The organism is Peribacillus sp. R9-11 (assembly GCF_031345095.1).
GTDB lineage: Bacteria > Bacillota > Bacilli > Bacillales > DSM-1321 > Peribacillus > Peribacillus butanolivorans.
The window spans coordinates 4,418,124-4,441,902 of sequence record NZ_CP133763.1 but is presented as its reverse complement, the minus strand read 5'-3'; the positions used below and the strand labels follow the sequence as shown (position 1 = coordinate 4,441,902).

Here is a 23,779-nt window from a genome sequence, read left to right as displayed (position 1 = left end):
ATGATGAAGAAGGAAAAGGCAGTGGTTGTGTTTAGCGGGGGACAGGATAGTACGACGTGTTTGTTCTGGGCAATGGAGCGATTTGAGAAAGTAGAAGCGGTTACGTTTGATTATAATCAGCGGCACAGCTTGGAAATCGAATGCGCGCAAAAGATTGCTAAGGAACTGGGCATTACCCATCATATTCTGGATATGTCGCTGTTGAACCAACTAGCGCCGAATGCGTTAACGCGAAGTGATATCGCAGTAGAGGACGGAGAAGACGGGGAACTGCCGTCAACGTTTGTACCAGGGCGGAATTTGCTGTTCCTTTCGTTTGCCGGTGTATTGGCAAGCCAAATTGGGGCTAAGCATATTGTCACTGGTGTCTGCGAGACGGATTTCAGCGGATATCCAGACTGTCGCGATGTATTCATTAAATCGTTGAACGTGACCTTGAATTTGTCGATGGACCAGTCATTTGTGATTGATACGCCGCTTATGTGGCTGAATAAAGAGGAAACATGGGAGCTTGCGGATCAGCTTGGCGCATTTGATTTCGTCCGTGAGAAGACTCTGACTTGTTATAACGGGATTATATCCGACGGCTGTGGTGAGTGTCCGGCATGTAAGCTTCGGAAAAAAGGGTTGGATGACTATGTAAGCAGACGGCAGGTGCTTAAATAATGTACGGTTTTACTATCGTGGATAAGCTTCAAAAAATAGATAAAGATATTCAGCGGAATCAATTAAACTACTCAAGTAAGCGGGTCATGGTCAGCAAGGAATTCACCTTTGATGCCGCGCACCATCTTCATGACTATGAAGGCAAATGCAAGAACTTGCATGGCCACACGTATAGGGTCATTTTCGGATTGAGCGGATATACGGATTCACGCGGTTTGATGATAGATTTTGGTGACATCAAAGAAATTTGGAAAAATGAGATTGAAATACACCTTGATCATCGTTATTTGAATGAAACATTGCCGCTCATGAATACAACAGCTGAAAATATGGTTGTCTGGATTTATGAAAAAATGGCCGAAGCCCTTTTAACCAAGAATTATGAGGGTGCTAGAGTCGAATTTGTTCGTCTATATGAAACGCCGACGAGTTATGCTGAAGCTAGACGGGAGTGGATGGAAAGTGAGTAAGCTGCCTGTTATGGAAATCTTCGGCCCGACAATACAAGGGGAGGGCATGGTCATCGGACAAAAGACCATGTTTGTTCGGACGGCAGGATGCGATTATTCTTGTGCCTGGTGTGATTCCGCGTTTACTTGGGACGGGACTGGTAAGGAAGATACAGTTCAAATGACTGCCGAAGATATATGGGATGAGCTGAAGCGAATTGGCGGTGAGGGCTTTTCCTTCGTTACAATATCAGGTGGAAATCCAGCACTGCTGAAAAATCTAGATGGCTTGATAGCAATTTTAAAAGATAATGGAATGAAAACCGGCGTGGAAACACAGGGAAGCCGTTGGCAGGATTGGTTTCTCGATATTGATGAACTGACTATTTCACCTAAGCCACCGAGTTCTAGGATGAACACGGACTTTGAGGTGCTTGATCGAATAATATCTAATCTTGCCAATCGACATCCCGATAATCATGTCTCGTTGAAGGTTGTAATCTTTGATGATGAAGATTATCAGTATGCGAAAAACGTACATTTCCGGTACCCGGATATTCCTTTTTATTTGCAGGTTGGCAATGATGACAGCAGGACGGCTAATGATCAGCAGCTGATTAGCGGACTTTTGAAAAAATATGAAAAGCTAATTGATAAAGTAATAGCTGATGATGAACTTAGAAATGTGAAAGTGCTGCCGCAGCTGCATACGTATATATGGGGAAATAAGCGGGGAGTGTAAAGGAAGAGAGTAAGAAGCAGTGTGATGCGCAAGATCAATCACACTGCTTTTTTTATGCGGACAATAAACTAAATACCACTATTATACCTCCTGAATGTGTGTAGCCTTGAAAGCCGTTGTGTATTTAAGGCCATATCCTAAAAAACGATCCATTCCAATATGAGCCGTCCAAATTAAACCTACCATTAAAATTGTATCCTGGTTTAGAGAAACAGCTAGTAAAATGATGAGTATTGATATTGTATAAGTATGAAACAAGTTATAAACCTTGGCACCAATTTGATTATTGATTAGATAGGCTAACATAGAAATGTCAGGTGTTAATAGTAATAAAAGGAAAATCAACCAGCTAAATTCATTTATTGAATAGATATAAATTATCGCTATAAGAACTATAAGCCCTTCAGAATGTATTAATTTTTTCACCATATTTAAGCCTCCTAATCTTTATTAACCATTGGTCAATGTATGTGCAAAAAATTATACAATACTCTTCATAATATTTTTAACGTGAAAATTAGCTAAGCTTTTTACATCTTGATATGAAAGTTGTGTATTAATATAAAATGTTATAAAGCCGTGGAGCGAAAGGAAAATAGACCATATTGATGCAGGGTTTAGTTTATTTTCTGTAAGGTCAGTCAGAGAACTGATTAGTTTTTCATATGTTTTATTAGAATCAAGTTGAAGTAAATGTTGAATTTCTTTTTCTTTAGATAAAAACATGATTGCATAATGATTTTGCTGGGTTAACCCAAACTCTATAAAGCATAGTAATATCTTCTCTATTTTTTGAGAAGCATTATTTTCAGTTAGGATGATATCATCTATTTTATTATTCAATAGAGAAAAATCCGTTTTTACCAAACTATAAAATATTTCGGCCTTATTTTTAAAATGATAATAAATGGCGCCATGACTACAATCTAATGTTTTAGCTAATTGCCGCATTGAAACTTTTGAATACCCAACGGATGCAAAAAGTTTCCGGGCTTCATTCAATACCATTTCCTTAGATAGTTCTATTCCTTCTGATTTCCTTGGCGACATAGTATCACCTCCATATTTATTGACCAGTGGTTAATAACATCATATAGCATTGTTTTTCAATTGTCAAATATTAGAATAAAATGATTTGACAGGAGCTACTCCAATCCACATATGTAGTAACAAAATTCGAAACATCAGCCATAAGTCTAATTATTAATAAAGTATTTACTGAATTCGTTTTAGAAATAGGTAATGTGGAAACTTCTTGATTTCCATTCGTTTTCAAGCTACGATAAATTAGGAAAAAGATAATCCGCTCATGCGGAAGAGGTTCTAGCTACCCTCTCAAAAAAACTAAGAAGAACAGTACTCTTTCTTAGGGTGCTGTTTTTTTTGTATAAGGAGAATGTAAGAAATGTTAAGAATTATATTGTATTTAGTGTCCATTGTCACCGCGAATGTGGTTACAGCAGCTTTTGCACCATTACAGCTTGGTGTGTTTATTATTCCGATGGGGACATTACTAATCGGGGGAACCTTCATCTTTCGGGATCTAGTTCAGAATAAATTTGGCAGAGTGAAGACGTATGTGTGCATTGTCACGGCACTAATATTATCAGCGTGCGTATCATTTTTATTAGGAGATACCCTTTTAATTGTGTTTGCTTCCGCACTATCGTTCGTGGTGGCAGAAACAGCTGATACTGAAATTTATACCCGGTTAAAACTTCCGATGAGTTGGAGAGTATTTTACAGCGGGATTGTCGGAGGATTTTTCGATTCGGTGATATTTGTTGTGATTGGACTTAGCCCACTTGGTGCCAACGTTCTGCCATGGGAAGCCGTACCCGCTGCGATTTTTGGCCAAATCATTGTTAAAACAGTCATTCAGTCAATCGGTGCCGCGCTGTTGGGCCGAATCAATGTAAGACTGGAGAAGCGCGTTATCTCCGGTTAAAATAGTAGGAGGGAAGCACTCAATGGATGGACCCAAAAAGGAAGAAGATAGATGCTATTGCCTGGAAGCTTTTCGTGAAAAATATGGTCCGGATGTCCAAGGAGACTGTATGAAGCTATCCTGCGCCAATTATCGGAAGCATAAGGGAATAGACAATCAAGATAAACGTAAACATTAATATAAATAGGAAACGATCTGTATAAGTAGAGAAGGAAGGACCAAATTTGGTTCTTTTTTTTTGTGTGAATTATAGGTTCGCGAGTAAATCGTGAAAATTCACGAGTAAATCAGCCAAATTCACGAGTAAATCGTGAAAATTCACGAGTAAACCAGAAACTTACGAGTAAATCGTGAAAATTCACGAGAAAAACAGAAACTCACGAGTAAATTAGCCAAACTTACAAGTAAATCGTGAAAACTTACGAGTAAATCAGCCAAACTCACGAGTAAATCGTGAAAATTCACGAGTAAATCAGAAATTCACGAGTAAATCGTGAAAATTCACGAGAAAAACAGAAACTCACGAGTAAATTAGCCAAACTTACAAGTAAATCGTGAAAACTCACGAGTAAATTAGCCAAACTTACAAGTAAATCGTGAAAACTTACGAGTAAATCGTGAAAACTCACGAGTAAATTAGCCAAATTCACGAGTAACCCCATAAAAAAAGCTTCCGGCACCGTCAATAATTGGTGTCGGAAGCCTTTTTATTAATTAGGTAACAAAATTTCTTCCGGGTTGTCTCCATCAATCCCCACTTTATATAGGTGATACTGTGGATCGCTTTTGCCGAATTTCTTATCTACCATAAAATAGACCGTTTTTGAATCGCTGCTGATGACTGGGCGATCTGTGTATTCTTGAAGATGGGTCAGCTGCTTTTCGGTCTTGGTTTTGAGGTCATAGCTATAAAGCTCATAAATATAGGTACTACCTGATTGCTCGTTGGAGATGGACTGGAAAATCATCGTTTTTTCATCCGGGGTAATTGTGAAATCAAAAATATCGACATCACGTTTAGAGTCTGTAACGGTTTCGATACCTGTTTGGTCAAATTTCACTTTGAAAATCCGTTGATGCGTTTCGAAAATCTCATCAGCCGTTTTAGCATCCGCATCATCATCGGTTTGATAATAAGCGGCTTTTCCATCTGTGGTGACATTTAGGGAACTAAGACCATATTTCTTAAAAGAGGTCAGCTGGGTGGACTCCTTTTTTTCTATATCAAATTCATAAATATCGAGATCGTGAGGGCGGGGACCCGTGATCGGCGAATAGTTTTTAAACGAACCGGCTCCAATATAAAAGAGAGAGCGGCCGCTTTTTGTGAAATCGAGTTCTGTGATCAGGAAGTCTGCTTTGAATAATTCACTGATTTTCTGTGATTTCATATCAAGAAGCTGAATGGAACTAGTTGAATCTTCTTCTTGGTTTTTTTTAGCTACAATAAAGGCAAGCATATTTCCATCGTAGGAATAAGTCGGGTCGAGGATTTGTTCATCGTTGCTCAATTCAAGGACTTTTTCTTCAACGGATAATGTTGGATTATAGAGTTTTAATTGTGGTTTTCCCTTAAAGTGTGTGACGTATGCAATTGTACCCTGAGTGGATACGTCGTATTGATTGGTTAAGCCCTGCTGCTTTTCATTTTCTTCTTTTTTAAAGATCAAGCCGGCGATGACAAACAAGACAGTCACAATCGCAAGCGTGATCAGAATGAGATAGATGTGCTTCTTTTTCATTTGAAGGACTCCTTAACGGTAGAGTATCATCATCGTAAAAATAATTGCTAGAACAAGTAATACCTGTAGAACAGCACATATATTTGATGCCGTAGGATGCTTTTTTAACAGTTTAATCTGTAGGATATATAACGAAATCCATAAGACAGTCGGGATGAAAAATAATAGCATAAACGGCTGGACTTCACTTGAGAAGATTAAAAAAGCATATAAGAAAAATAAGGTAACTGACAAAATAAAGATGCCGAGTGTAATATTGGAAATGTGCAGAAGTTTTACTTTTTTTAAATTCTTTCCACTATATCCTGGAAGAACCAAGGCTGTTTTGTAAATGAGGTAAAGGGATAGTAGGAGAATCGCTGCCATAATCAGGCTGAATAAAGGAAATAATGTAAAGTCAAGGGCGGACGCAATTCCCCATCCATATATATAGACAAGGGCATGGGTCACTAACACGGTGTTGACCATGATTTTCCGGTTGATAGAGACTAGGAGGTTAAGTGTAAGTGAGAGTAAAGTTGCACTAGTCAGTATCGAAAAAAGAAGCCAGCCGATGTAAGCATCTCCTTCTTGGAATAGTTGCAGCGCATACACCGAAAACGTAAAAAGAATTGAAACGATGGATAAAGTCAGCATAAGCTCTTTTCGGTATGGAAAAATGGCCTGCTGAATTTGACTGCCGATTTCCCATTCGTCGCCAAAAAGGATTAATGCCATTTTCTCGGCTTCTTTTGGGGTCTTCCCCTGCTTTATTAAATCATCCCGGCTCAACTCCAGATGGAGAAGCAGTTCTTCAAACATATCTTCTTTTTCTTCCTTGGTACAATCGGTTTGGTTGACTATTTTTTTTACATACTTTTCAAATGTTGTTTTCATCAGAAATCCTCTGCGCTTTTCCGAACTAAATTTTCAAGGAAGGTAAAGCTGCTGCGTTTACGTTCAAGCTCGGTTTGGCCGCTGTCTGTGATACGATAATATTTCCTGCGTCCGGACTCGGACTCTTTCCAATACCCTTCTATAAATTCCTTTCTTTCTAAACGCTTAAGAGCCGGATATAGGGTGCCTTCACTGATTTCGTATTGCCCCTCGCTCATTTGCCTTAGAATCTTCGTCATTTCATAGCCATACAGCTCTTTTTGTGAAAGAAGTGAAAGCAGGAGGAGGTCAATACTTCCCTTCATCAATTCTTTATCCAAAAAATCACCTTCTTTTTTCATTTGCTTTAGTGTAATACGATGTACATCGTATTACAAGGTATATTTTACTTTTTTAAAAAAAAATGGTTAAATGACGATTGCTAAATAAAATCAATCATAGTAAAATGTGCTTCTGAACGGATGAGTTGTAAAGAGTGTGGTAAGGATACTATATACTTGATTTAACTGTTTTAATGAAAATACGGAATAGGATAGAAGAAATCCCACTCAAGGGGTATTAATTGATTTTTTTTTGAAAATCATTTAGATTCTATTTATCAACAAGAGCAGAAAGAAGGTCCTAGATAGATGAAAGTGAAAGCACCTGAGTCATTCACATACAGAGGTGGAAATAGAGCTGTTCTTTTACTTCACGGGTTTACCGGAAGTACAGGAGATATGAAAAAATTAGGGAAATACCTGAATGATCGCGACTATACCTGTCACGGGCCTCTTTATAGAGGGCACGGAGTATCAGCCGAGGAACTTGCTAAAACAGGTCCAAAGGAATGGTGGAAAGACGTAGTGGATGGTTATCAATTCCTTAAAGATGAAGGCTACGAGGAAATTGCTGTTGTAGGAATTTCTTTAGGAGGAGTGTTCTCATTAAAAGTAGGAATTGAACTTCCTGTGATAGGGGTGGTTTCAATGTGTGCTCCGACGCAAGGAAAAAGTATCGATCGACAAAAAAACCGCTTGCTCAATTATGCACAGGCTTATAAGAAGTTTGAAGGCAAAGATGCAGACCAAATTGCTGCCGAAGTGAAGCTGTTGGAAGAAGAGCCTATGACTCAACTGAAAGATGTGGTGAATATAATAAATGAGACTGGTGAAAATTTAGATTTAATCACATCACCAACTCTTGTTCTACAAGGGCGCTTGGATGATCCCGATTATACGAACAGTGCTACAGCGATTTTCAGTGAAGTCGATACGCAGCATAAACACTTGATATGGTACGAAAACTCTGGCCATATAATCACATTAGGCAAAGAACGTGAGCAGGTTTATGAGGATGTGTATAAGTTCTTAAATACACTACTTTGGTAGAAGCAGAGGGAAGTTTTCTCTATGTATAAACAGGGGTAATCTTGTCCTAAGAAGGCCACCAATTTGATGGCCTTTAACATTCAGGGTATAAAACTACTCTCTTCCTTAAGTAAAAGTAAATCGTATTAAATAGAGGCATAGCTAAGAGGACTTACTTTATATGGTTTAGCTTCAAAATCTATTTGTATAAAAAGATTTTCACTGTATCGTTATTATCAATGGTTGCTAATAAAATATCATATACGTCCTCACTGTATGCAGTTTTTATTCGGTTTTTAAGCCATTCTTCGTCTTTACCAATGCGGGTTAATTCACTAAAATCAATTTTTCCCTCTTTAATAATCGTTCTAGGAAAAGAAAAGGTTTTTGTTACTAGTTCTAAATCGGCAGGGGTTACGGCTTCATATTGAGGGTTTAAAAAAAATGAAATTGTACCATCTGGTTCCCATAATGCAAGCGCAACTTTTTGAATATCTTCAATTTTTTCTTTTCTTAATTCAGATAATAAAAAATCGATAGAGATTCTTGCTTTGGCTAAGCTTTTATAAACAATTTGCCCATTTTCTATAAGGGGAAAAGGAGAGTTTTCAAAAAAACTTCGAAGTTTTCCCCACTTTAGGCTCAAAAAAACGCAAAAAATATATAAAAGTACTAATACGGCTGTCGTTATCAATGGTCCCTTTAAACCTAACTGTTCATCAGATAAAGGATGGGCAAGGATGTTTCCAATAATTAATGCTATTAAAAAATCAAGTAATCTTAACTGAGAAATAGCTCGTTGCCCCATTATTTTAGCTGCAAATAGTAAAAAGAAGTAAGACACAATGGCCCTTAAGATCCACTGAATTATAGTAAGTGCTTCTTGGCCGTGAAAAAAGTCCATCTAAACTCACATCCTTTTTTTAATGGGGTTTAAGGTTTAGTATGGAGCTTTTGACCAATGATTATCACAAGAAAATAATATAGATGAAGTACAAATTAATTAGATTTTCAGATAAAAGATGGACTTCCATATGGAGTCCATCTTTTATTCGCTTTGAAATTATTATTCCTACAAACTAATCTTCCATTTGCGGCTGTAAATCTGTTTCGAAAGCATTATTCATTTGATGCTGTCTAATAAATTTTCTGACCTGTTCTTTTGTTATTCCGCTTTGTTTCGCTTCAATGATAAGCGCAATCCACATTCTTTCGAGCGGTTCCTGCTGCGATTGCTTTATAGAATTCATAATAATACTCCCTATCAACTATATTTTAAATAATAGTTAGAAAAGTAAAATGAATTATTAGGTCTTAACTAACAATCCGTCCAACAAAAGGTGTACAATTTCATTCGCTAATATTTCAGGCTGAATGTTTTCTTCAAAAATTTGAGTTATGGTTAAACGTTCAATAATTCCGACCAAGCTTTCAGCTATAATCAACATGTTAGCATCTGGATGGAAATAGCCATTTTGTTGTTCATAAATCAGGTTTTCTTTTATTTGTGCAGCTAACTGCTTCTTTATTTCTTCAGCCTCTTGAGAGAGAAAAAAACCAATTCGAGTTAAACTTTGATTTTCAGCAAAGAAACGAAATATCGCGGCTAATCCTTGGGTGATTTTGAGGGGAATAGCGTTTAAATCAAGCCCAGTTTCAAGCCGGCTCTGTATAGTAAGATTAAATAATTCATATCGGAATTTCTTAACTAACTCCTTAAAAATGGCCTCTTTACTTTCAAAATACAGATAAAAAGTAGGCTGACTTAAATTTGCTCTATGAACGATTGTACTAACTTTTGTTTCAAAATAACCCTTCCGAGCAAACTCATCTGCCGCGATGAAGAGTAGTAAAGCTCGACTCTGTTCACCGTTGGCACCCTTTTTTCTACCTCTTTTCATCATAAATCCGTTACCCCAAAGTTTAATTTGTCATTATATTACTCTTAAGTATTATCTTATAGTGTTAAAGTTCCAGTCAAGAAAAATAAACTGAATATTATAAAAATAAAAAGCAACTATAATGTAAAGAAGATAACTCTAGGACGGTGTTGAGATTCTTTTAAAATCAGGAGGATAGAATCAAAAAAGGCCGTGCGGGATTTCTCCAGAAACGGCTTTTTGATATTACTTCGTTAAATAATTTTCTGTATAATACGGTTTTGCATTATCTTCAAAGGCGACGCCGACTCCGAGAGATTCAAAATCTTTTTGTAATTTATTTTCCCTGTGTCCGATGGAGTTCATTAACCCTTCATGAGCAAAGATACTGCTGTTCTGACCGGCTGCGAGGTTTTCCCCAGCCATTCGAAAAGTGATTTTGTCATCTTCCATTCGGTCAAAGGGGGATTCTCCTTCAAGGTTATTATGGTTGAAGTAATGATTCACTGCCATATCGGCACTGTGATCCTGAGCGGTCACTTTCACTTGTTTATCCCAAGAAAGGACCGAGAGATCATGGTTAACCCTTGATGCATTAGTCAGGTCAAATAGTTGATATTCAAAGCCGTTCTTTAACTCCGGACTGGCTTCTGCAAAATAGGCACTCTTTTGTTTTTCCAATTTTGCGTCGATAATTTGGATTGATGCAACTGTATTTTTCTCATGTTTGTCATAGAAGATAGTCACATAGCTCTTATCCATTTCAAACATATCGTATTCGCCATCGCTTCGAATCTGGTAATAGACGTTTCCTTTAAGGAGTTTTGTTACAGGATCTCCTAATTTTTCAGTCACTGCTTCTTTAGGCGTGCCGCGTTTAATTCCTTGTTTTGAGGAGATTAAATCTTGGTTCGTATATAATCCAACAACTTTATCGTCAGTATCGTAGGCAACCATGAAGAAATTTTGATAATTTTCGTGATAAGCGAACCAGTCTACGCCATATTCATTCCGGGTTTGCCGCTTTGCTACACCAGCCAGTTTTTCAACAGCAGCCTTAGTGTCGCCAATTTCGATATTACGGACTGAAAAGGAGGCCTCAGCGGGAGCTTCCAATGTTGGTTTTTTCACTTGTTCCGTTTCAGGTTGTTCTTCTTTAGAAGCGTTATCCAACGTTTCTGTTAGCTCGCCTATCAGGTAGTTGACTCCGGTATTCAGCTTGTCCAGGGCAGTCGAAACCTCTGGTCCGTTTATAAGGGAGCGAACATCGGATGCAAAGGATCTAACCCCGGCCTTAAACCCAGACTCCTGAATGTCATTACCATAACCGTACCAAAATCCACCGAGTAGGAGTAAGAGAACAACAATATTAAACAGTTTCCGCAAATCGTTCACTCCTGCTCTATTTGAAATTCAGGAACTATTCTCCTGTTTATTGTTGGTTAAATAGATAAGCTTAAAAGGGGTGGTGAAACTAACAATAAGAGTGAACACAGGATCAGTGACAGTGAGACCTTTTTGGGCAGCTTTTCTCTCCCATTTCCAGTGTACCATCCACTGAACTGCAACTTGTTTCTATACCAAACAAATAATAAAAAAAGTATCGCAATAGAACCTAGCCAGCCATACTGATCCATGTTAACGCCTATGCTTGTATATATGGCGATTAGTACGGTGGAAATAATCGCTCCGCCTAATCCTAATATTAATAAAATACGTATCAACTCTAAAATGACCCTCATATTTCCTCCATAAGTTTATTTATGACTTTTAATTGATTTGGTTTTAATACGATCATGCTATTATACCAAAAGAAAAAGAACTAATAAAAGCATGTTATGCAATCTCATGACCATGGAAAAATGGCAATCCAGTGTGTTGCAAAGTTTGATTGATTCGATATGGGAATATGGAATATGCTGATTCAATCTAGGGTGGCTTTATTTATTTGATCAAGAGGTGACTCATTTACTTGGCACTCATTTTTCCCTAACCAAAAACGAAATCCCTCTATAGTGGATTTCGTTTTTGGTGTTTTTAGATTCTTAATTTTAATTTAAGTGAATTACTTTAATCATTTAATATACTTTCCTCAAGAACGGCAAACTTATCCCCATATACTTTGGTTATATGATTTTCTCCCCACGTACATAGCGCGGTTAAAATACTTTCTAAACTCTGTCCATATTCACTAAGTTCATATTCAACTTTGGGCGGAACTTGGTTGTAAACGATCCGATTGATCACTCCGTCTTTTTCTAACTCACGTAATTGTTGGGTCAACATTTTTTGCGTAATGTTTGGCATAAGACGTTTTAATTCGCTTGTACGTTTTTTACCATGTGTTAGATGGCAAAGAATCACACATTTCCATTTTCCACCTAGTACCTCCAGTGTAGCTTCGACTGAAATATTGTACTTCTTTTTCTGCATAATTTTTTAACTCTCCTTACTTTATAGGCACTTAAAGGTGCCTATAACACTTTAAAGTACGTACTGTTTTTTATTTCTATTATAAATCATAATAACATTTGTCGACAGATTATCACTGTACATTTTATTGCTATAAGCAATTTCATGATAGAACAAATCAATTAAAAGGAGAAGATAATATGATTATAGATAAAAAAAGAAGTACGTTGGCATTACTGGCTTTAGCAATCAGTGCCTTTGCAATTGGAACAACAGAGTTTATTAGTGTGGGACTGTTACCACTAATTTCAAAAGATCTACACATTACAGTGACAACTGCCGGATTAACAGTTTCCTTATATGCTTTAGGTGTAATGTTCGGAGCACCTATTCTGACGTCTCTAACATCTAATATGTCTCGCAAATCTTTATTACTCTGGATTATGATAGTGTTTATTGCTGGAAATACACTTGCGGCTAGTGCTACTGGCATCGGGGTATTACTGACAGCCCGTGTCATCTCTGCCTTAGCTCATGGTGTTTTCATGTCAATAGGTGCTACGATTGCAGCAGATTTAGTACCTGAAAATCGCAGAGCGAGTGCGATTGCCATTATGTTTACAGGGCTAACGGTAGCGACTGTGACAGGTGTTCCTTTTGGAACTTTTATAGGGCAACATTTTGGTTGGAGATTTGCTTTTATTATTATTGTGGCAATCGGCATAATTGCTTTCCTTGGGAACAGCATCCTTGTTCCGTCTGATTTACAAAAAGCTACTCGCACCACGTTCCGTGATCAAATCAAATTAGTAACAAATGGCCGCTTATTGCTTGTATTCATTATTACAGCATTAGGATATGGAGGTACATTCGTTGTCTTTACTTATTTATCTCCCTTGCTACAGCAGGTGACAGGATTTAAAGAAGGAACAGTTGCCGTAATTTTGCTAGTATATGGAGTGGCCATTGCTATAGGGAACACAATTGGCGGAAAGCTAGCTAATCGCAATCCTATTAATGCCCTATTCTATATGTTTCTTATACAGGCTATTGTACTTGTGATTTTATCTTTCACGGCTCCGTTTAAGGTAGCTGGATTAATTACTATTATTTTAATGGGGTTATTTGCCTTCATGAATGTGCCAGGACTTCAAGTCTATGTTGTGACGTTAGCTGAGCGTTTTGTCCCGAGTGCAGTTGACGTGGCGTCTGCTATCAATATTGCTGCATTTAATGCAGGAATTGCTATTGGTGCCTACTTAGGTGGAATCATTACGGATTCTATCGGGCTCATCCATACAGCTTGGATAGGTGGAGTGATGGTGTTTGTAGCCGTAATATTAACAGGTTGGAGTCGATCTCTCGAAAGTAAAGATAGAAAGCGGGAAGGAATGAAAGAAGGGAATAGTAAGAAAGGTGAAGCGTGTTAGGGTAAGAAACTTATTAATAATTTCCACGGTCAAATAATATGTCAAGGGATCATTGCATCCCTTCAGTGAATGCGGAAGATTCCTTGAAGGGATGTAATGATCCTTTAGGGCATTATATGATTTCAATTAATAGAAATTTTGGAGGTAGATTGATTATGGTGAAAAATTTACAAGATACAACAACGTTGCACAACGGTGTTAAAATGCCTTGGTTCGGCTTGGGCGTATTTAAGGTAGAAGAAGGTCCTGAATTAGTAAATGCGGTCAAAGTGGCGATTAAACATGGCTATCGCAGCATTGATACGGCAGCAATTTACGAAAATGAAGAAGGAGTTGGGCAAGGAATCCGTGAGGGGCTAAAAGAAGCTGGAATCTCAAGAGAGGATTTATTTGTAACTTCAAAAGTTTGGAATGCTGATTTAGGATACGAATCCACAATCGCAGCATACGAAACAAGCTTAAAGAAACTTGGCTTAGAGTATTTAGATTTATATCTTATACATTGGCCTGTCGAAGGAAAATATAAAGAAGCTTGGAAAGCATTAGAGACTCTTTATAAAGAAGGAAAAGTTAAAGCAATCGGAGTAAGTAATTTCCAGATTCATCATCTTAAAGACGTAATAAAGGACGCAGAAGTGAAGCCTATGGTCAATCAAGTCGAATGTCATCCACGCTTGACTCAAAAAGAAGTACAAGCATTTTGTAAGGAACAAGGCATTCAACTAGAAGCTTGGTCTCCATTAATGCAAGGTGAATTACTGGATAATGAGGTATTACAAGAAATTGCGACTAAGTATGGCAAATCTGTTGCACAAGTCATTTTACGTTGGGATTTACAAAATGGGATTGTAACGATTCCAAAATCAACAAAAGAACACCGTATAGTAGAAAACTCATCAGTATTTGATTTCGAATTGACTGAAGAAGATATGAACCGAATCAGCGACTTGAATCAGAATCATCGGGTTGGTCCAGATCCTGACAATTTCGACTTTTAATTAATGTAGGGAGATAGACGAGAGTGTGCGTCTATCTCATTTTCAATATCTGTTATTACTTCTTCCCATAACCTTATTTAGGAAGTCGGACATAGGAAATAAGCCCGCATTCTGATGAATGGGGCGCAAAATTTAATGTAACCTATACAGCGTTATCCAGATGAGTCATTCATTCTCCTGAAGACTGCTCTTTACATTAATAAAGAATTTCAGTGCAGTGTCGATATCACTGGTCTTTAATGATTTTTCAAGTGTTTCATTAACCGTTGTTAGTATTTCTTGAAGTCGTAGCTCTCCCCGGTCTGTTATGGTTGCACATACACCACGGCGATCATCTTCATATCCAAGCCTTTGAATGACACCACAACTTTTATTTTCCATTCTTACAGAAAGTCTGGACATCGCACTTTGGCTTAAGCCTACTAACTGCTGCAATTCTAATAGCCTCAGTTTTTTTTCCGGAGTTTTCGATAAAAATAATAGAACATAAAACTCATTTAAAGTCGTTTGGTGTCTTGCTTGCAATATTCGATCTAGCTCATTTGAGAGCTCGGCATGAATACGTGTAAAGGATAGCCATGTATTTATAAGGTTTTGTTCACTGGACAATTATTTTCGCCTACCTCTGCTTACTTATTTTAAATATAACATAAATAAAAATAAATGTACCAACAGAGGATAACGTTTACAACATCAGAATTAGGTGTTCAAGAGAATCTGATTAATTGACACAAAGTTATCAAGATGATATAAATGCATGTGCATGCATTAAAAAATAATCTGTAAGGGAGATATAAAAAATATGACTCATTTATTTTCACCTTATCGTATAAAAGAGCTTGAACTTAAAAATAGGGTTGTTATGCCACCAATGTGCCAATACTCTGTCGAAGCTGAGGATGGTATCCCTACAAATTGGCATCTTCATCATTATGTAAGCAGAGCAGTTGGCGGAGCTGGATTAATTATAGTGGAAATGACCGATGTAGAGCCGGACGGACGTATTTCGAATGGTGATCTTGGATTGTGGTCTGACGATCAAGTTGAAGCTTTCGCCAAAATTGTTAAAGAAGTTCATCAATACGGTGCAAAAATCGGTATCCAAATTGCTCATGCAGGGCGTAAAGCGCAGGATGCAGAAACGCCGGTAGCGCCATCAGCCATCGCGTTTGACGAAACGTTTAAGACACCAAGAGCTTTGGAGACAGAAGAAGTTAGGGAAATGGTCGATAAATTCCGTAACTCAGTTAGAAGAGCCGTTCAAGCAGGCTTTGACGTTATTGAATTGCATGGGGCACACGGATATTTAATTCACCAATTCACCTCGCCACTTACGAATAAACGTGAAGATGAATACGGAAAAGACTTAACTAAATTTGGAGTAGAAGTAATTAAAGCAGTGAAAAGCGAAATGCCAGCTGATATGCCTTTAATTATGCGTATTTCTGCAAAAGAATACGTGGAAGGCGGATACGGTCTGGAAGAAAGTATTGAGTTTTCCAAAGTCTTTAAAGAAGCCGGTGTGGATATGTTCCATGTCAGCTCTGGCGGAGAAGGCCCGATTGGAGCAGACGGAAGACCGGGCACGCATGCTAGCTATCAAACGCCATTGGCTAGGGAAATTAAAAAAGCTTTGGATATTCCAGTGATTGCTGTAGGTAGATTAGATGATCCAATTCTTGCAAACTCAATCATTGGAAATGAAGAAGCAGATTTGGTGGCCGTAGGAAGAGGGATGTTGCGCAACCCTTACTGGTCTCTAGAAGCATCAAAAACTTTGAATAAACAAGTTGAGATTCCTAAACAATATGAGCGAGGTTTCAGACATTAAGAATGATTTATTAGTTCAAAATAAAACGCTAGCGAAAATGATATTCGCTGGCGTTTTATTTTTTAAATTAGCTGCCTTGTTAGGTGCGCTTTTATCAGAATGGTTATAGACATAATAAAAAGATGAGTGTTTTTAAAAATAGGGGTTCAGTTCCTCACCATCTAAATGGATGGAGGACTGGACTTTTTTCATGTAGTATAAATGTGGAAACATATTACAAATAAGGCTGAACTTCCGAGGGTATATACCATACTATTACACATGTACTTCGTGAAAGAACTTTAGTTAATGGAAGGAGGAGTAACGTGGGGGAAAATAAAAAACAATTTCTAGGATTAGCATGTTTTTTAACATTTCTAATGATAATGTGCATGCTTTTTATTAATTCTTATTATAGTCATCGGGGTATAATGGATGCCAGTAATAAATGTTTTGATCATAATGGAATGCCTATGGTAGAAAAAAGTGAAAATGCATTTTCAATTAGCTGGTCGGTTGTATGTGAACCTTAAATATCCATAATCCATAAAGTAATGTTTGGCTGGAATATTTGTTATAATAAATAAGAAAAATTAAACAATAATTTGAGGTGCTAAGTATGGAAGAAATCAAAATCGTTACAACAGAAGAAGTGGAAGCTAAGCTTGAGGCAGGCGAAGCTATGGAGCTTGTTGATGTACGTGAAGACGAAGAAGTGCAAGAAGGCATGATTGAGGGCGCTAAACATATTCGTATGAATGATATCCCAGCCAACCTTGACTATTTTGATAAAGAAAAAGAATATATTTTTATCTGCCGTTCAGGACGCCGCAGTGAAAATGTGTGCCATTATCTTCAGGAACAAGGCTATAAAGTGGCAAACATGGTTGGCGGAATGCTTGAATGGGACGGCGAAGTTATCGTTAAGTAATGGGTTTTTTCAAAAAAACTTGTTACTTTTGTAAGCGGAAATCTAAGAACGTAACGTTTTATTACGATAAAGAAAGAAAAAAGATTACTGTTTGTTCACAATGCCGGGAATATGCGGAAAGACGTGCATATTTAAAAGCATGACGCAGGAGCCCTTTCACCATGAAAGGGCTCTTTTGTCTTTAGTCAATCCTATATCTATATAACCTTTTATCAAGGTTATAACTAGGGAATTCTCCGGAAAATCCTTAACGCAGATACTCTTAAACCCATGCTTTTTCATAAAAATAGCGTAGTGGTTCCGAGATAGATTTTTTTCTCTCACCCAACTCATGGCTGTTTCAAATAGAAGATTTGCGGCTTTATAGGTGAAGCAGCGGAAAACGGATATTTGGCTGAGCTTGAAAGAGGGAAATGGTGATATATGTTAAAATTAGGGTGCTGAAATCTGAAAATATAGATAAAGGAGCGTCCGCTGAATGAATGTTTATAAAATAGCGGTCATTGCGGGAGATGGAATTGGTCCCGAAGTGATCAATGAAGGCGTGAAAGTACTAAACAAGGTGGCTGAATTAGCTGGGGATTTTTCGTTCGAGTTTACATATTTTCCTTGGGGCTGCGAATATTATCTCGAGCATGGGAAGATGCTGCCCGACGATGGTATGGAGCAGTTGAAGAAGTATGAAGCCGTGTATCTTGGGGCTGTCGGTTATCCTGGAGTTCCGGACCATATCTCACTAAGGGAACTTCTGCTGAAAATCAGAAAGCAATTCGATCAATATGTGAATGTTCGTCCTGTTAAATTGCTTCAGGGAGCACCTTGTCCGTTAAAAGACGTGACGCGTGATCAAATCGATATGGTAGTCATCCGTGAGAACAGCGAAGGCGAATATGCAGGTGCTGGTGATTGGTTATTCAAAGGGAAGCCAGAAGAAGTCGTGCTGCAGACGGGGGTTTTTTCGCGAAAAGGAACGGAGAGGATCATCCGCTATGCGTATGAACTGGCGCGCAAAACAGGAAGAACACTAACTAGTATAAGTAAGGCGAACGCATTGAATTATTCGATGGTTTTTTGGGATCAGGTTTTTGAAGAAGTCGGACAGGAATATCCTGATGTAGAAACACACTCCTATTTGGTTGATGCGGCAAGCATGTTTTTTGTTAAACAGCCGGAACGGTTTCAAATCGTTGTCACATCCAATTTGTTTGGTGATATCATCACCGATTTAGGTGCAGCCATTGCAGGTGGGATGGGTCTGGCGGCCGGTGCCAATTTAAATCCGGAACGAGTCTATCCTTCGATGTTTGAGCCGATTCATGGTTCAGCGCCGGATATTGCTCATCAAGGCATTGCCAATCCACTTGCTGCTCTTTGGTCAGCGAGTCAGATTCTTGATTTCTTTGGGCATGAAAATTGGGGCGCAAAAGTATTAGATGTGATCGAACAGGTAATGGTTGATAAAAAGACCCTGACTCCTGATATGGGCGGGGTGTCTTCTACAGAAGAAGTCGGCAATGAAGTAGTGGCTTTATTATCCGCTTTGAAAACCAGTCAGGTATAATTTTAAGGAAAAATGGGAATCCTGCTCAATAACTATCATTATAGTAAAAAGGGCAGGGGAGAGCCGATGATTCAAGTGAAATTATTTGATTATGAGCATGAACAGGACTTAGAAGATGAAATGAATGTCTTCCTTGAAGACATCCGTGATAATCAAATTGTCGATATCAAATACAATGTCGCCACTACAGGTGAAGAGGAAGAGAAACAGATTTACTGCTTTAGCGCGATGATTATTTATAAGAAAAGATAAAGGCTGAACTGCCCTATCATTTTAAGTCATATAAATAAAACCATTATTAGACTACCCTTTGCTTTTAACCGAGCGGACTGAGGTAGTCTAATTTTGTAGCTCTACAACCTTCAAAACCGAAAGCGATCTTGTAAGGAATCGCAAAAGATATACTCCTAAGGTACTAACATAATCATTGGAGTAGTCAAATGAAAAAGGGGGGCATGTCGTCTAAGTTGCGTAAATCCTAGATTTATAGAGAGCCGTTAGGATGATGTCACTTCCCCGCCATTGACATGAAGTGTTTGTCCGGTAACAAAACGTGAATCATCGGAAGCGAGATAGACAAAGGTAGGGGCTAGTTCAAAGGGCTGGCCTTGGCGTTCCATTGGATTGTCAACTTGGGTAACTTCGTCTGCGGAGAAACTAGAGGGGATGAGGGGCGTCCATACCCGTCCAGGAGCAACAGCGTTCACCCGGATGCCTTTATCTACTAGACTGTTTGCCAGTGCACGAGTAAAACCAATGTTAGCCCCTTTAGTTGCTGTGTAATCAATCAATTGTTTATGACCTTTAAAGGCCACAACGGAAGATGTATTAATGATAGAACTTCCTGCTTTTAAGTACGGAAGGGCTGCTCGAGTTGTGTAAAAGTGTGAATAGATGTTTACTTTAAAGGTATTATCGAACTGCTCATCCGTGATCTCTAGCAAGCTTAATTGCTGAAATTGAATACCGACGTGGTTACAAAGAATATCTAGCTTTCCAAATGTTTCGATGGTTTCTTCCACGATATGGATACATTGCTGTTTTTCTCTTAAGTCACCAGGCAATAATAAGCAATGTTGTCCAAGCTCTTCAATTCTCGATTTTGTTCGATTGGCATCCTCATGTTCATCCAAATAAGCAATAGAAACATCTGCGCCTTCTTTTGCAAAAGCAATCGCTACTGCTGCACCAATTCCGCTGTCACCTCCTGTTATAAGTGCGACCTTTCCTGTTAATTTCCCGCTGCCGCAGTAATTAAGGTTTTCAATGATTGGTTGGGGCACCATTAGTTTTTCTACACCGGGTTGGCGATATTGGCGCTGTTCCGGAACCGTGATAGGAAGGTCTTGGTAACGTGTGATCTTTCCATAGTTGGGATACATGGGATAGTCTTGATCGGATGACTTCTTTTGATTGTCTTGTGACATGAGGAATCCTCCTAAAAAGAATATAGTCGGTTTACCTTATGTCAAATAGGCTATTGCCGTGCATGATAAAATCGAATAAACCAGCTTAAGTACCGGCTCATTGCTGTGCAATTTGAATATGCTGAAGGGTAGAAAAAAAAGATTTGGAGGCATCATTATGCAATATTATTTTAGCGAAGAAGTGAAGTTGCTCTTGGTCGGACAGTCGGATGAAAAAGTAGAGTTGTTATACGATTCTGATTCCTACACTTTTGAAATGCCCCTCATAGGACCTAGACAGCCTTATTATTGTAATCCACGTTATGTACCCTATTATCCTGTGATTTAAATTGTGATTATAGTGCACAGCCTAAATAAATTAGTAGTTTAAAGAGAGACGCTTAACATCGGAATTTGTACATTAAGCAATATATCATACTGGATTAGGCTACCTTTGCTTCGTAAACAAGCGGACAGAGGTAGTTCGCTATACTATTATATTGCAAATATTCACACTAGCTTCTACATAAATTTTGTATATTATTTAGTGAAAACAGATTATAGTATACAATGAATTTTACAAACACGCGAATAATAGGTAAAGTTAAACATAATACACTGTGGTGACTGATGTATTAAAAGGGGAGATCCATTTTGGATAACAATATGAAACAACTGATTAAAGATATACAGCAATCGAACGGGGCCCATATATTATACTGTTTTAATGAACTGGAAACCTACATGGAGAAAGAGGCTATGTTCATTATTTCCGGTGTTGAGCAGGGGGATCATATCTTGGTCGTCGAAAATGATCGAATCTTTCCTTTCGTATATAAGAAATTGCAACTTCATTTAAATGAGGAGCAATTGGCGAAAGTGCATCATATTAATAATTTTGATTTTTACTGTTTTCATGGCGATTTCCATCCTTCAACGATGATTAATTATTTCTTGGAAAATATCGATACATATTCTGAAAGGAATATTTTCGTCAGAACCTGGGGCCATGTTGAATGGGGAAATGACGACCAAGCTATGGATGCAATAGGTGAATATGAAAAAGGTATTGATAAATTGATTACTGAACGAGGTTTGATTTCTGTATGTGCTTATGATGATTACAGAGTACCTGCCGCGCTTAAATCAATCTTGATTAAATATCATAGAGTTCTCATAACCGATGAAAAAATTACGATTTTGGCTAACTGAAATTACTAATAAGGGGAGAGGGATTTGGAGAGTTTTACTGAACGAGTGATTACGATTATTCAACATATTCCCGCCGGAAAAGTGATGACATATGGGCAGATTGGACAGCTGGCTGGAAGTCCGCGCGGTGCAAGACAGGTTGTTAGGATTCTTCATTCTAGCAGCGAAAAATATAACCTTCCTTGGCATAGGGTGATCAATGCCAAAGGTGAGATTGGTATAAAAGCAGAAGGCGCCGCGTCCCACCAGAAATGGATGCTAGAAAGTGAAGGAGTCACATTCACAGAGCGGGACACAATTGATTTAGAAGTATATCGCTATCATCCTGAGAGTTTTTAATGGTGGATTGAATAATCGGGTTTGTGGTCGGAAAAATTCCGCGAAGGTCGAATTATTCGACGTGAAGGTCGGAAAAATTCCGCGAAGGTCGAATTATTCGACGTGAAGGTCGGAAAAATTCCGCGAAGGTCGAATTAGTCGACGTGAAGGTCGGAAAAATTCCGCGAAGGTCGAATTACTCGAAGTGAAGGCCGAAATAAATCCGCGAAGGCCGAATTAGTCGACGTGAAGGCCGGAATAAATCCGCGAAGGTCGAATTACTCGAAGTGAAGGCCGAAATAAATCCGCGAAGGTCGATTTAGTCGACGTGAAGGACGAAATAAATCCGCGAAGGTCGAATTACTCGACGTGAGGGATGAAATAAATCCGCGAAGGTCGAATTAGTCGACGTGAAGGACGAAATAAATCCGCGAAGGTCGAATTAGTCGACGTGAAGGTCGGAAAAATTCCGCGAAGGTCGAATTAGTCGACGTGAAGGACGAAATAAATCCGCGAAGGACGAATTACTCGAAGTGAGGGACGAATTAAATCCGCGAAGGTCGAATTAGTCGACATGAAGGCCGAATTTCCTCAAAAAAGAAGAGGCTGATCCCAACGGATCGGCCTCTTCTTAAATTATGAACGAGCATATATGGCAGCATTCATGCCGGCTAGTCTTCCGGTTACTAATGCTGATGTGATGTTATAGCCGCCTGTGTATCCGTGTATATCCAAAATTTCACCGCAGAAATATAGTCCGTCCATTAGTTTGGAGGCCATTTCCTTTGGATGGATTTCTTTCACGGATACGCCGCCGCCTGTGACGAAGGCTTTTTCAAGCGGCTGGGTGCCATGTACTCCAAATTGGAAGTCCTTACATAGTTCGGCAAAGCGGCGAATTTTTTCATTGGATATCGTCGCTCCCTGTTCCTGAAGGTCGATGCCGCTCCGCTCAAGTAAGAAGTGTAGATAGCGTTCCGGAACCAGGCCTTTTAATGTATTCTTTATGGCTTTTTTCGGCTCAGTTTTGATTTCTTTCATGATGTCCTGGAAGACTTCTTCCTTGTTTCGATCCGGAAGGGCATCGAGTTTCATTGTAACTTCGGATAGGTTCCATTTTTTCATCGCTTTCACGACAAATTGACTGCACCTTAGAACCGCTGGACCAGAGACACCAAAATGGGTGAATAGCATATCCATCTTGTGTGTAATCAGAGCCTTGCCTTTTGGGTTCAGCACACTCAATGAAACATCCCGAAGTGCGAGCCCTTGAAGCGTTCGATCTTTTATGAATGTTTCATGGCTAAGTACAGGTACCTCAGTCGGGAAGAGGTCGGTTATCGTATGGCCCGCCTTTTTTGCCCAAGCGTAGCCGTCGCCAGTTGAGCCGGTGTGAGGGACTGATTTTCCACCTACTGCAATCACGACCGCATTTGTGTCAAATGTCTGTCCATCTTTTAACCGAACTCCGCTTGTTTTTCCATTTTCATAGAGAACCTCAGCAACTGGAGAGTTCTTGTAAATGGTCACCTTCAAATTCGAAAGGCGTGTCAAAAGTGCATCTACGACACTTTGCGCCTTATCGTTGACCGGGAACATCCGGCCATGATCCTCTTCTTTTAGAGCCACACCTAATTTTTCAAAGAACTGAATAATGTCTTCGTTATTAAATTCTGAGAAAGCACTGTATAAAAATCGCCCGTTTCCAGGGATATGCTGAATGATTTCATCGATCGAGAGCCTGTTCGTCACGTTGCAGCGTCCGCCGCCAGAGATCGCAAGTTTCCTTCCAAGCTTCTCGCCTTTATCCACTAACAATACATGTGACCCTTTTTCTCCGGCTGCAATTGCTGCCATCAATCCGGAAGGACCGCCGCCAATTACCACTACATCATATTTCAAATTGATCACCACTTTATCATTTTCAGTCCCTTCATTATATAGCAAGAGCCCGTCAGATTGCGAATGTAGAAAAAAAGGAATTATTTGTTTGTGTATTATCTTCGAAAACGATAAACTTGAGTGTAGTTTTCTATAGAAAAAATACTT

General features: G+C 38.8%; 30 protein-coding genes and 1 riboswitch. Of the genes, 16 read left to right on the top strand and 14 right to left on the bottom strand.

All coding sequences use genetic code 11. The annotated features are described in order from the left end of the window. Nucleotides 1-3: 3 nt before the first annotated feature. Genes queC through queE form a run of 3 tightly spaced genes read left to right on the top strand, consistent with a single transcriptional unit; the run spans nt 4 to nt 1,857 of the window. Complete coding sequence (queC, locus tag RE409_RS21605) at nt 4-666, top strand: 7-cyano-7-deazaguanine synthase QueC (RefSeq protein WP_056521783.1); 663 nt, start codon at nt 4-6, stop codon at nt 664-666. Further along, the gene (queD, locus tag RE409_RS21600) at nt 666-1,136 is read left to right on the top strand and encodes a 6-carboxytetrahydropterin synthase QueD (RefSeq protein ID WP_053347411.1); all 471 of its coding nucleotides are present in this window, start codon (nt 666-668) and stop codon (nt 1,134-1,136) included. The genes queC and queD overlap by 1 nt, the downstream gene beginning before the upstream one ends. Continuing rightward, on the top strand, nt 1,129-1,857 hold the full coding sequence (gene queE / locus RE409_RS21595; RefSeq protein WP_309559301.1) for a 7-carboxy-7-deazaguanine synthase QueE: 729 nt from the start codon (nt 1,129-1,131) through the stop codon (nt 1,855-1,857). Before queD ends, queE begins: the two co-directional genes overlap by 8 nt. A gap of 81 nt (nt 1,858-1,938) precedes the next feature. Here the strand turns inward: queE and RE409_RS21590 are convergent, their stop codons facing one another. Together RE409_RS21590 and RE409_RS21585 are read right to left on the bottom strand one after the other, a co-directional pair. Next, nucleotides 1,939-2,286 carry a DUF4260 domain-containing protein gene (locus tag RE409_RS21590; protein WP_201186326.1) on the bottom strand — a complete coding sequence of 116 codons (348 nt, stop codon included), beginning with the start codon at nt 2,284-2,286 and terminating at the stop codon, nt 1,939-1,941. A gap of 51 nt (nt 2,287-2,337) precedes the next feature. After that, nucleotides 2,338-2,907: a TetR/AcrR family transcriptional regulator gene (locus tag RE409_RS21585; protein WP_201186324.1), complete on the bottom strand. Its 570-nt coding sequence runs from the start codon at nt 2,905-2,907 to the stop codon at nt 2,338-2,340. Between the two features lie 261 nt (nt 2,908-3,168). Further along, a riboswitch (PreQ1 riboswitch) is annotated at nt 3,169-3,211 on the top strand. A gap of 51 nt (nt 3,212-3,262) precedes the next feature. On the opposite strand from RE409_RS21585, the gene RE409_RS21580 reads away from it, so the two are divergent. Both RE409_RS21580 and RE409_RS21575 read left to right on the top strand, forming a co-directional pair. Then, on the top strand, nt 3,263-3,805 hold the full coding sequence (locus RE409_RS21580) for a VUT family protein (protein WP_053347407.1): 543 nt from the start codon (nt 3,263-3,265) through the stop codon (nt 3,803-3,805). Nucleotides 3,806-3,827: 22 nt separating this feature from the next. Continuing rightward, a complete protein-coding gene (locus RE409_RS21575; protein ID WP_201186322.1) occupies nt 3,828-3,983 on the top strand; it encodes a hypothetical protein in 156 nt (51 codons plus the stop codon). Nucleotides 3,984-4,515: 532 nt separating this feature from the next. On the opposite strand, the gene RE409_RS21570 is transcribed toward RE409_RS21575, so the two are convergent. The 3 genes from RE409_RS21570 to RE409_RS21560 are packed head-to-tail and all read right to left on the bottom strand — an operon-like array spanning nt 4,516 to nt 6,764. Continuing rightward, complete coding sequence (locus tag RE409_RS21570) at nt 4,516-5,547, bottom strand: TolB-like translocation protein (RefSeq protein ID WP_201186320.1); 1,032 nt, start codon at nt 5,545-5,547, stop codon at nt 4,516-4,518. Nucleotides 5,548-5,559: 12 nt separating this feature from the next. Then, nucleotides 5,560-6,423 carry a permease prefix domain 1-containing protein gene (locus tag RE409_RS21565; RefSeq protein ID WP_309558032.1) on the bottom strand — a complete coding sequence of 288 codons (864 nt, stop codon included), beginning with the start codon at nt 6,421-6,423 and terminating at the stop codon, nt 5,560-5,562. Further along, on the bottom strand, nt 6,423-6,764 hold the full coding sequence (locus tag RE409_RS21560) for a PadR family transcriptional regulator (RefSeq protein WP_242486929.1): 342 nt from the start codon (nt 6,762-6,764) through the stop codon (nt 6,423-6,425). Before RE409_RS21560 ends, RE409_RS21565 begins: the two co-directional genes overlap by 1 nt. 288 nt (nt 6,765-7,052) lie before the next feature. On the opposite strand from RE409_RS21560, the gene RE409_RS21555 reads away from it, so the two are divergent. After that, nucleotides 7,053-7,793 (top strand): alpha/beta hydrolase, encoded by a 741-nt coding sequence (locus RE409_RS21555; protein WP_053347403.1) that lies wholly within the window; start codon nt 7,053-7,055, stop codon nt 7,791-7,793. Between the two features lie 178 nt (nt 7,794-7,971). Here the strand turns inward: RE409_RS21555 and RE409_RS21550 are convergent, their stop codons facing one another. The 6 genes from RE409_RS21550 to RE409_RS21525 form a co-directional block, all read right to left on the bottom strand. Beyond that, a complete protein-coding gene (locus RE409_RS21550; RefSeq protein ID WP_053347402.1) occupies nt 7,972-8,676 on the bottom strand; it encodes a DUF421 domain-containing protein in 705 nt (234 codons plus the stop codon). A gap of 175 nt (nt 8,677-8,851) precedes the next feature. Then, nucleotides 8,852-9,022 (bottom strand): anti-repressor SinI family protein, encoded by a 171-nt coding sequence (locus RE409_RS21545; RefSeq protein WP_201186317.1) that lies wholly within the window; start codon nt 9,020-9,022, stop codon nt 8,852-8,854. A 57-nt stretch (nt 9,023-9,079) separates the two neighbouring features. After that, nucleotides 9,080-9,676: a TetR/AcrR family transcriptional regulator gene (locus RE409_RS21540; RefSeq protein ID WP_201223325.1), complete on the bottom strand. Its 597-nt coding sequence runs from the start codon at nt 9,674-9,676 to the stop codon at nt 9,080-9,082. A gap of 222 nt (nt 9,677-9,898) precedes the next feature. Next, nucleotides 9,899-11,047 (bottom strand): CAP domain-containing protein, encoded by a 1,149-nt coding sequence (locus RE409_RS21535; protein WP_309558031.1) that lies wholly within the window; start codon nt 11,045-11,047, stop codon nt 9,899-9,901. A 47-nt stretch (nt 11,048-11,094) separates the two neighbouring features. Continuing rightward, the gene (locus tag RE409_RS21530) at nt 11,095-11,394 is read right to left on the bottom strand and encodes a hypothetical protein (protein ID WP_201223329.1); all 300 of its coding nucleotides are present in this window, start codon (nt 11,392-11,394) and stop codon (nt 11,095-11,097) included. A 328-nt stretch (nt 11,395-11,722) separates the two neighbouring features. Continuing rightward, on the bottom strand, nt 11,723-12,085 hold the full coding sequence (locus RE409_RS21525; RefSeq protein ID WP_053347398.1) for a winged helix-turn-helix transcriptional regulator: 363 nt from the start codon (nt 12,083-12,085) through the stop codon (nt 11,723-11,725). Between the two features lie 179 nt (nt 12,086-12,264). Between RE409_RS21525 and RE409_RS21520 the strand changes: the two genes are divergently transcribed. Together RE409_RS21520 and RE409_RS21515 are read left to right on the top strand one after the other, a co-directional pair. Continuing rightward, a complete protein-coding gene (locus tag RE409_RS21520) occupies nt 12,265-13,494 on the top strand; it encodes an MFS transporter (RefSeq protein ID WP_309558030.1) in 1,230 nt (409 codons plus the stop codon). 155 nt (nt 13,495-13,649) lie between these two features. Further along, nucleotides 13,650-14,492, top strand: coding sequence for an aldo/keto reductase (locus tag RE409_RS21515; RefSeq protein ID WP_201186312.1), 843 nt, complete (start codon nt 13,650-13,652; stop codon nt 14,490-14,492). Between the two features lie 165 nt (nt 14,493-14,657). On the opposite strand, the gene RE409_RS21510 is transcribed toward RE409_RS21515, so the two are convergent. Next, nucleotides 14,658-15,101, bottom strand: a complete 444-nt coding sequence (locus RE409_RS21510) for a MarR family winged helix-turn-helix transcriptional regulator (RefSeq protein ID WP_201186310.1) — start codon at nt 15,099-15,101, stop codon at nt 14,658-14,660. A 193-nt stretch (nt 15,102-15,294) separates the two neighbouring features. Between RE409_RS21510 and RE409_RS21505 the strand changes: the two genes are divergently transcribed. The 5 genes from RE409_RS21505 (at nt 15,295) to RE409_RS21485 (ending at nt 19,046) form a co-directional block, all read left to right on the top strand. After that, nucleotides 15,295-16,323: an NADH:flavin oxidoreductase/NADH oxidase gene (locus RE409_RS21505; RefSeq protein ID WP_201186308.1), complete on the top strand. Its 1,029-nt coding sequence runs from the start codon at nt 15,295-15,297 to the stop codon at nt 16,321-16,323. Between the two features lie 305 nt (nt 16,324-16,628). Beyond that, entirely contained in the window at nt 16,629-16,835 is a 207-nt protein-coding gene (locus tag RE409_RS21500; RefSeq protein WP_056521723.1) for a hypothetical protein, read from the top strand. Nucleotides 16,836-16,921: 86 nt separating this feature from the next. Then, on the top strand, nt 16,922-17,233 hold the full coding sequence (locus RE409_RS21495; protein WP_056521725.1) for a rhodanese-like domain-containing protein: 312 nt from the start codon (nt 16,922-16,924) through the stop codon (nt 17,231-17,233). A gap of 478 nt (nt 17,234-17,711) precedes the next feature. Then, nucleotides 17,712-18,794, top strand: coding sequence for a tartrate dehydrogenase (locus RE409_RS21490; RefSeq protein WP_056521728.1), 1,083 nt, complete (start codon nt 17,712-17,714; stop codon nt 18,792-18,794). Nucleotides 18,795-18,860: 66 nt separating this feature from the next. Beyond that, on the top strand, nt 18,861-19,046 hold the full coding sequence (locus RE409_RS21485; protein WP_053347393.1) for a sporulation protein Cse60: 186 nt from the start codon (nt 18,861-18,863) through the stop codon (nt 19,044-19,046). Between the two features lie 245 nt (nt 19,047-19,291). Here RE409_RS21485 and RE409_RS21480 read toward each other — a convergent pair whose 3' ends face one another. Then, complete coding sequence (locus tag RE409_RS21480) at nt 19,292-20,221, bottom strand: SDR family oxidoreductase (RefSeq protein ID WP_201223333.1); 930 nt, start codon at nt 20,219-20,221, stop codon at nt 19,292-19,294. Between the two features lie 118 nt (nt 20,222-20,339). On the opposite strand from RE409_RS21480, the gene RE409_RS21475 reads away from it, so the two are divergent. The 3 genes from RE409_RS21475 to RE409_RS21465 all read left to right on the top strand — a co-directional run bounded on the left by RE409_RS21475 (nt 20,340) and on the right by RE409_RS21465 (nt 21,751). Further along, nucleotides 20,340-20,549 (top strand): hypothetical protein, encoded by a 210-nt coding sequence (locus RE409_RS21475; RefSeq protein WP_201225220.1) that lies wholly within the window; start codon nt 20,340-20,342, stop codon nt 20,547-20,549. Between the two features lie 305 nt (nt 20,550-20,854). Continuing rightward, complete coding sequence (locus RE409_RS21470; RefSeq protein WP_309558028.1) at nt 20,855-21,412, top strand: MEDS domain-containing protein; 558 nt, start codon at nt 20,855-20,857, stop codon at nt 21,410-21,412. A 24-nt stretch (nt 21,413-21,436) separates the two neighbouring features. Further along, complete coding sequence (locus RE409_RS21465; RefSeq protein ID WP_201186304.1) at nt 21,437-21,751, top strand: MGMT family protein; 315 nt, start codon at nt 21,437-21,439, stop codon at nt 21,749-21,751. Nucleotides 21,752-22,366: 615 nt separating this feature from the next. On the opposite strand, the gene RE409_RS21460 is transcribed toward RE409_RS21465, so the two are convergent. Then, nucleotides 22,367-23,632: a BaiN/RdsA family NAD(P)/FAD-dependent oxidoreductase gene (locus RE409_RS21460; RefSeq protein WP_309559300.1), complete on the bottom strand. Its 1,266-nt coding sequence runs from the start codon at nt 23,630-23,632 to the stop codon at nt 22,367-22,369. Nucleotides 23,633-23,779: the final 147 nt, after the last annotated feature.

Coding starts and splice junctions, on each gene's coding strand:
- queC (WP_056521783.1), top strand. CDS start 4: ATGAAGAAGGAAAAGGCAGTGGTTGTGTTTAGCGGGGGACAGGATAGT.
- queD (WP_053347411.1), top strand. CDS start 666: ATGTACGGTTTTACTATCGTGGATAAGCTTCAAAAAATAGATAAAGAT.
- RE409_RS21590 (WP_201186326.1), bottom strand. CDS start 2,286: ATGGTGAAAAAATTAATACATTCTGAAGGGCTTATAGTTCTTATAGCG.
- RE409_RS21585 (WP_201186324.1), bottom strand. CDS start 2,907: ATGTCGCCAAGGAAATCAGAAGGAATAGAACTATCTAAGGAAATGGTA.
- RE409_RS21580 (WP_053347407.1), top strand. CDS start 3,263: ATGTTAAGAATTATATTGTATTTAGTGTCCATTGTCACCGCGAATGTG.
- RE409_RS21575 (WP_201186322.1), top strand. CDS start 3,828: ATGGATGGACCCAAAAAGGAAGAAGATAGATGCTATTGCCTGGAAGCT.
- RE409_RS21570 (WP_201186320.1), bottom strand. CDS start 5,547: ATGAAAAAGAAGCACATCTATCTCATTCTGATCACGCTTGCGATTGTG.
- RE409_RS21565 (WP_309558032.1), bottom strand. CDS start 6,423: ATGAAAACAACATTTGAAAAGTATGTAAAAAAAATAGTCAACCAAACC.
- RE409_RS21560 (WP_242486929.1), bottom strand. CDS start 6,764: ATGAAAAAAGAAGGTGATTTTTTGGATAAAGAATTGATGAAGGGAAGT.
- RE409_RS21555 (WP_053347403.1), top strand. CDS start 7,053: ATGAAAGTGAAAGCACCTGAGTCATTCACATACAGAGGTGGAAATAGA.
- RE409_RS21550 (WP_053347402.1), bottom strand. CDS start 8,676: ATGGACTTTTTTCACGGCCAAGAAGCACTTACTATAATTCAGTGGATC.
- RE409_RS21545 (WP_201186317.1), bottom strand. CDS start 9,022: ATGAATTCTATAAAGCAATCGCAGCAGGAACCGCTCGAAAGAATGTGG.
- RE409_RS21540 (WP_201223325.1), bottom strand. CDS start 9,676: ATGATGAAAAGAGGTAGAAAAAAGGGTGCCAACGGTGAACAGAGTCGA.
- RE409_RS21530 (WP_201223329.1), bottom strand. CDS start 11,394: ATGAGGGTCATTTTAGAGTTGATACGTATTTTATTAATATTAGGATTA.
- RE409_RS21525 (WP_053347398.1), bottom strand. CDS start 12,085: ATGCAGAAAAAGAAGTACAATATTTCAGTCGAAGCTACACTGGAGGTA.
- RE409_RS21520 (WP_309558030.1), top strand. CDS start 12,265: ATGATTATAGATAAAAAAAGAAGTACGTTGGCATTACTGGCTTTAGCA.
- RE409_RS21515 (WP_201186312.1), top strand. CDS start 13,650: ATGGTGAAAAATTTACAAGATACAACAACGTTGCACAACGGTGTTAAA.
- RE409_RS21505 (WP_201186308.1), top strand. CDS start 15,295: ATGACTCATTTATTTTCACCTTATCGTATAAAAGAGCTTGAACTTAAA.
- RE409_RS21495 (WP_056521725.1), top strand. CDS start 16,922: ATGGAAGAAATCAAAATCGTTACAACAGAAGAAGTGGAAGCTAAGCTT.
- RE409_RS21490 (WP_056521728.1), top strand. CDS start 17,712: ATGAATGTTTATAAAATAGCGGTCATTGCGGGAGATGGAATTGGTCCC.
- RE409_RS21485 (WP_053347393.1), top strand. CDS start 18,861: ATGATTCAAGTGAAATTATTTGATTATGAGCATGAACAGGACTTAGAA.
- RE409_RS21480 (WP_201223333.1), bottom strand. CDS start 20,221: ATGTCACAAGACAATCAAAAGAAGTCATCCGATCAAGACTATCCCATG.
- RE409_RS21475 (WP_201225220.1), top strand. CDS start 20,340: ATGCTGAAGGGTAGAAAAAAAAGATTTGGAGGCATCATTATGCAATAT.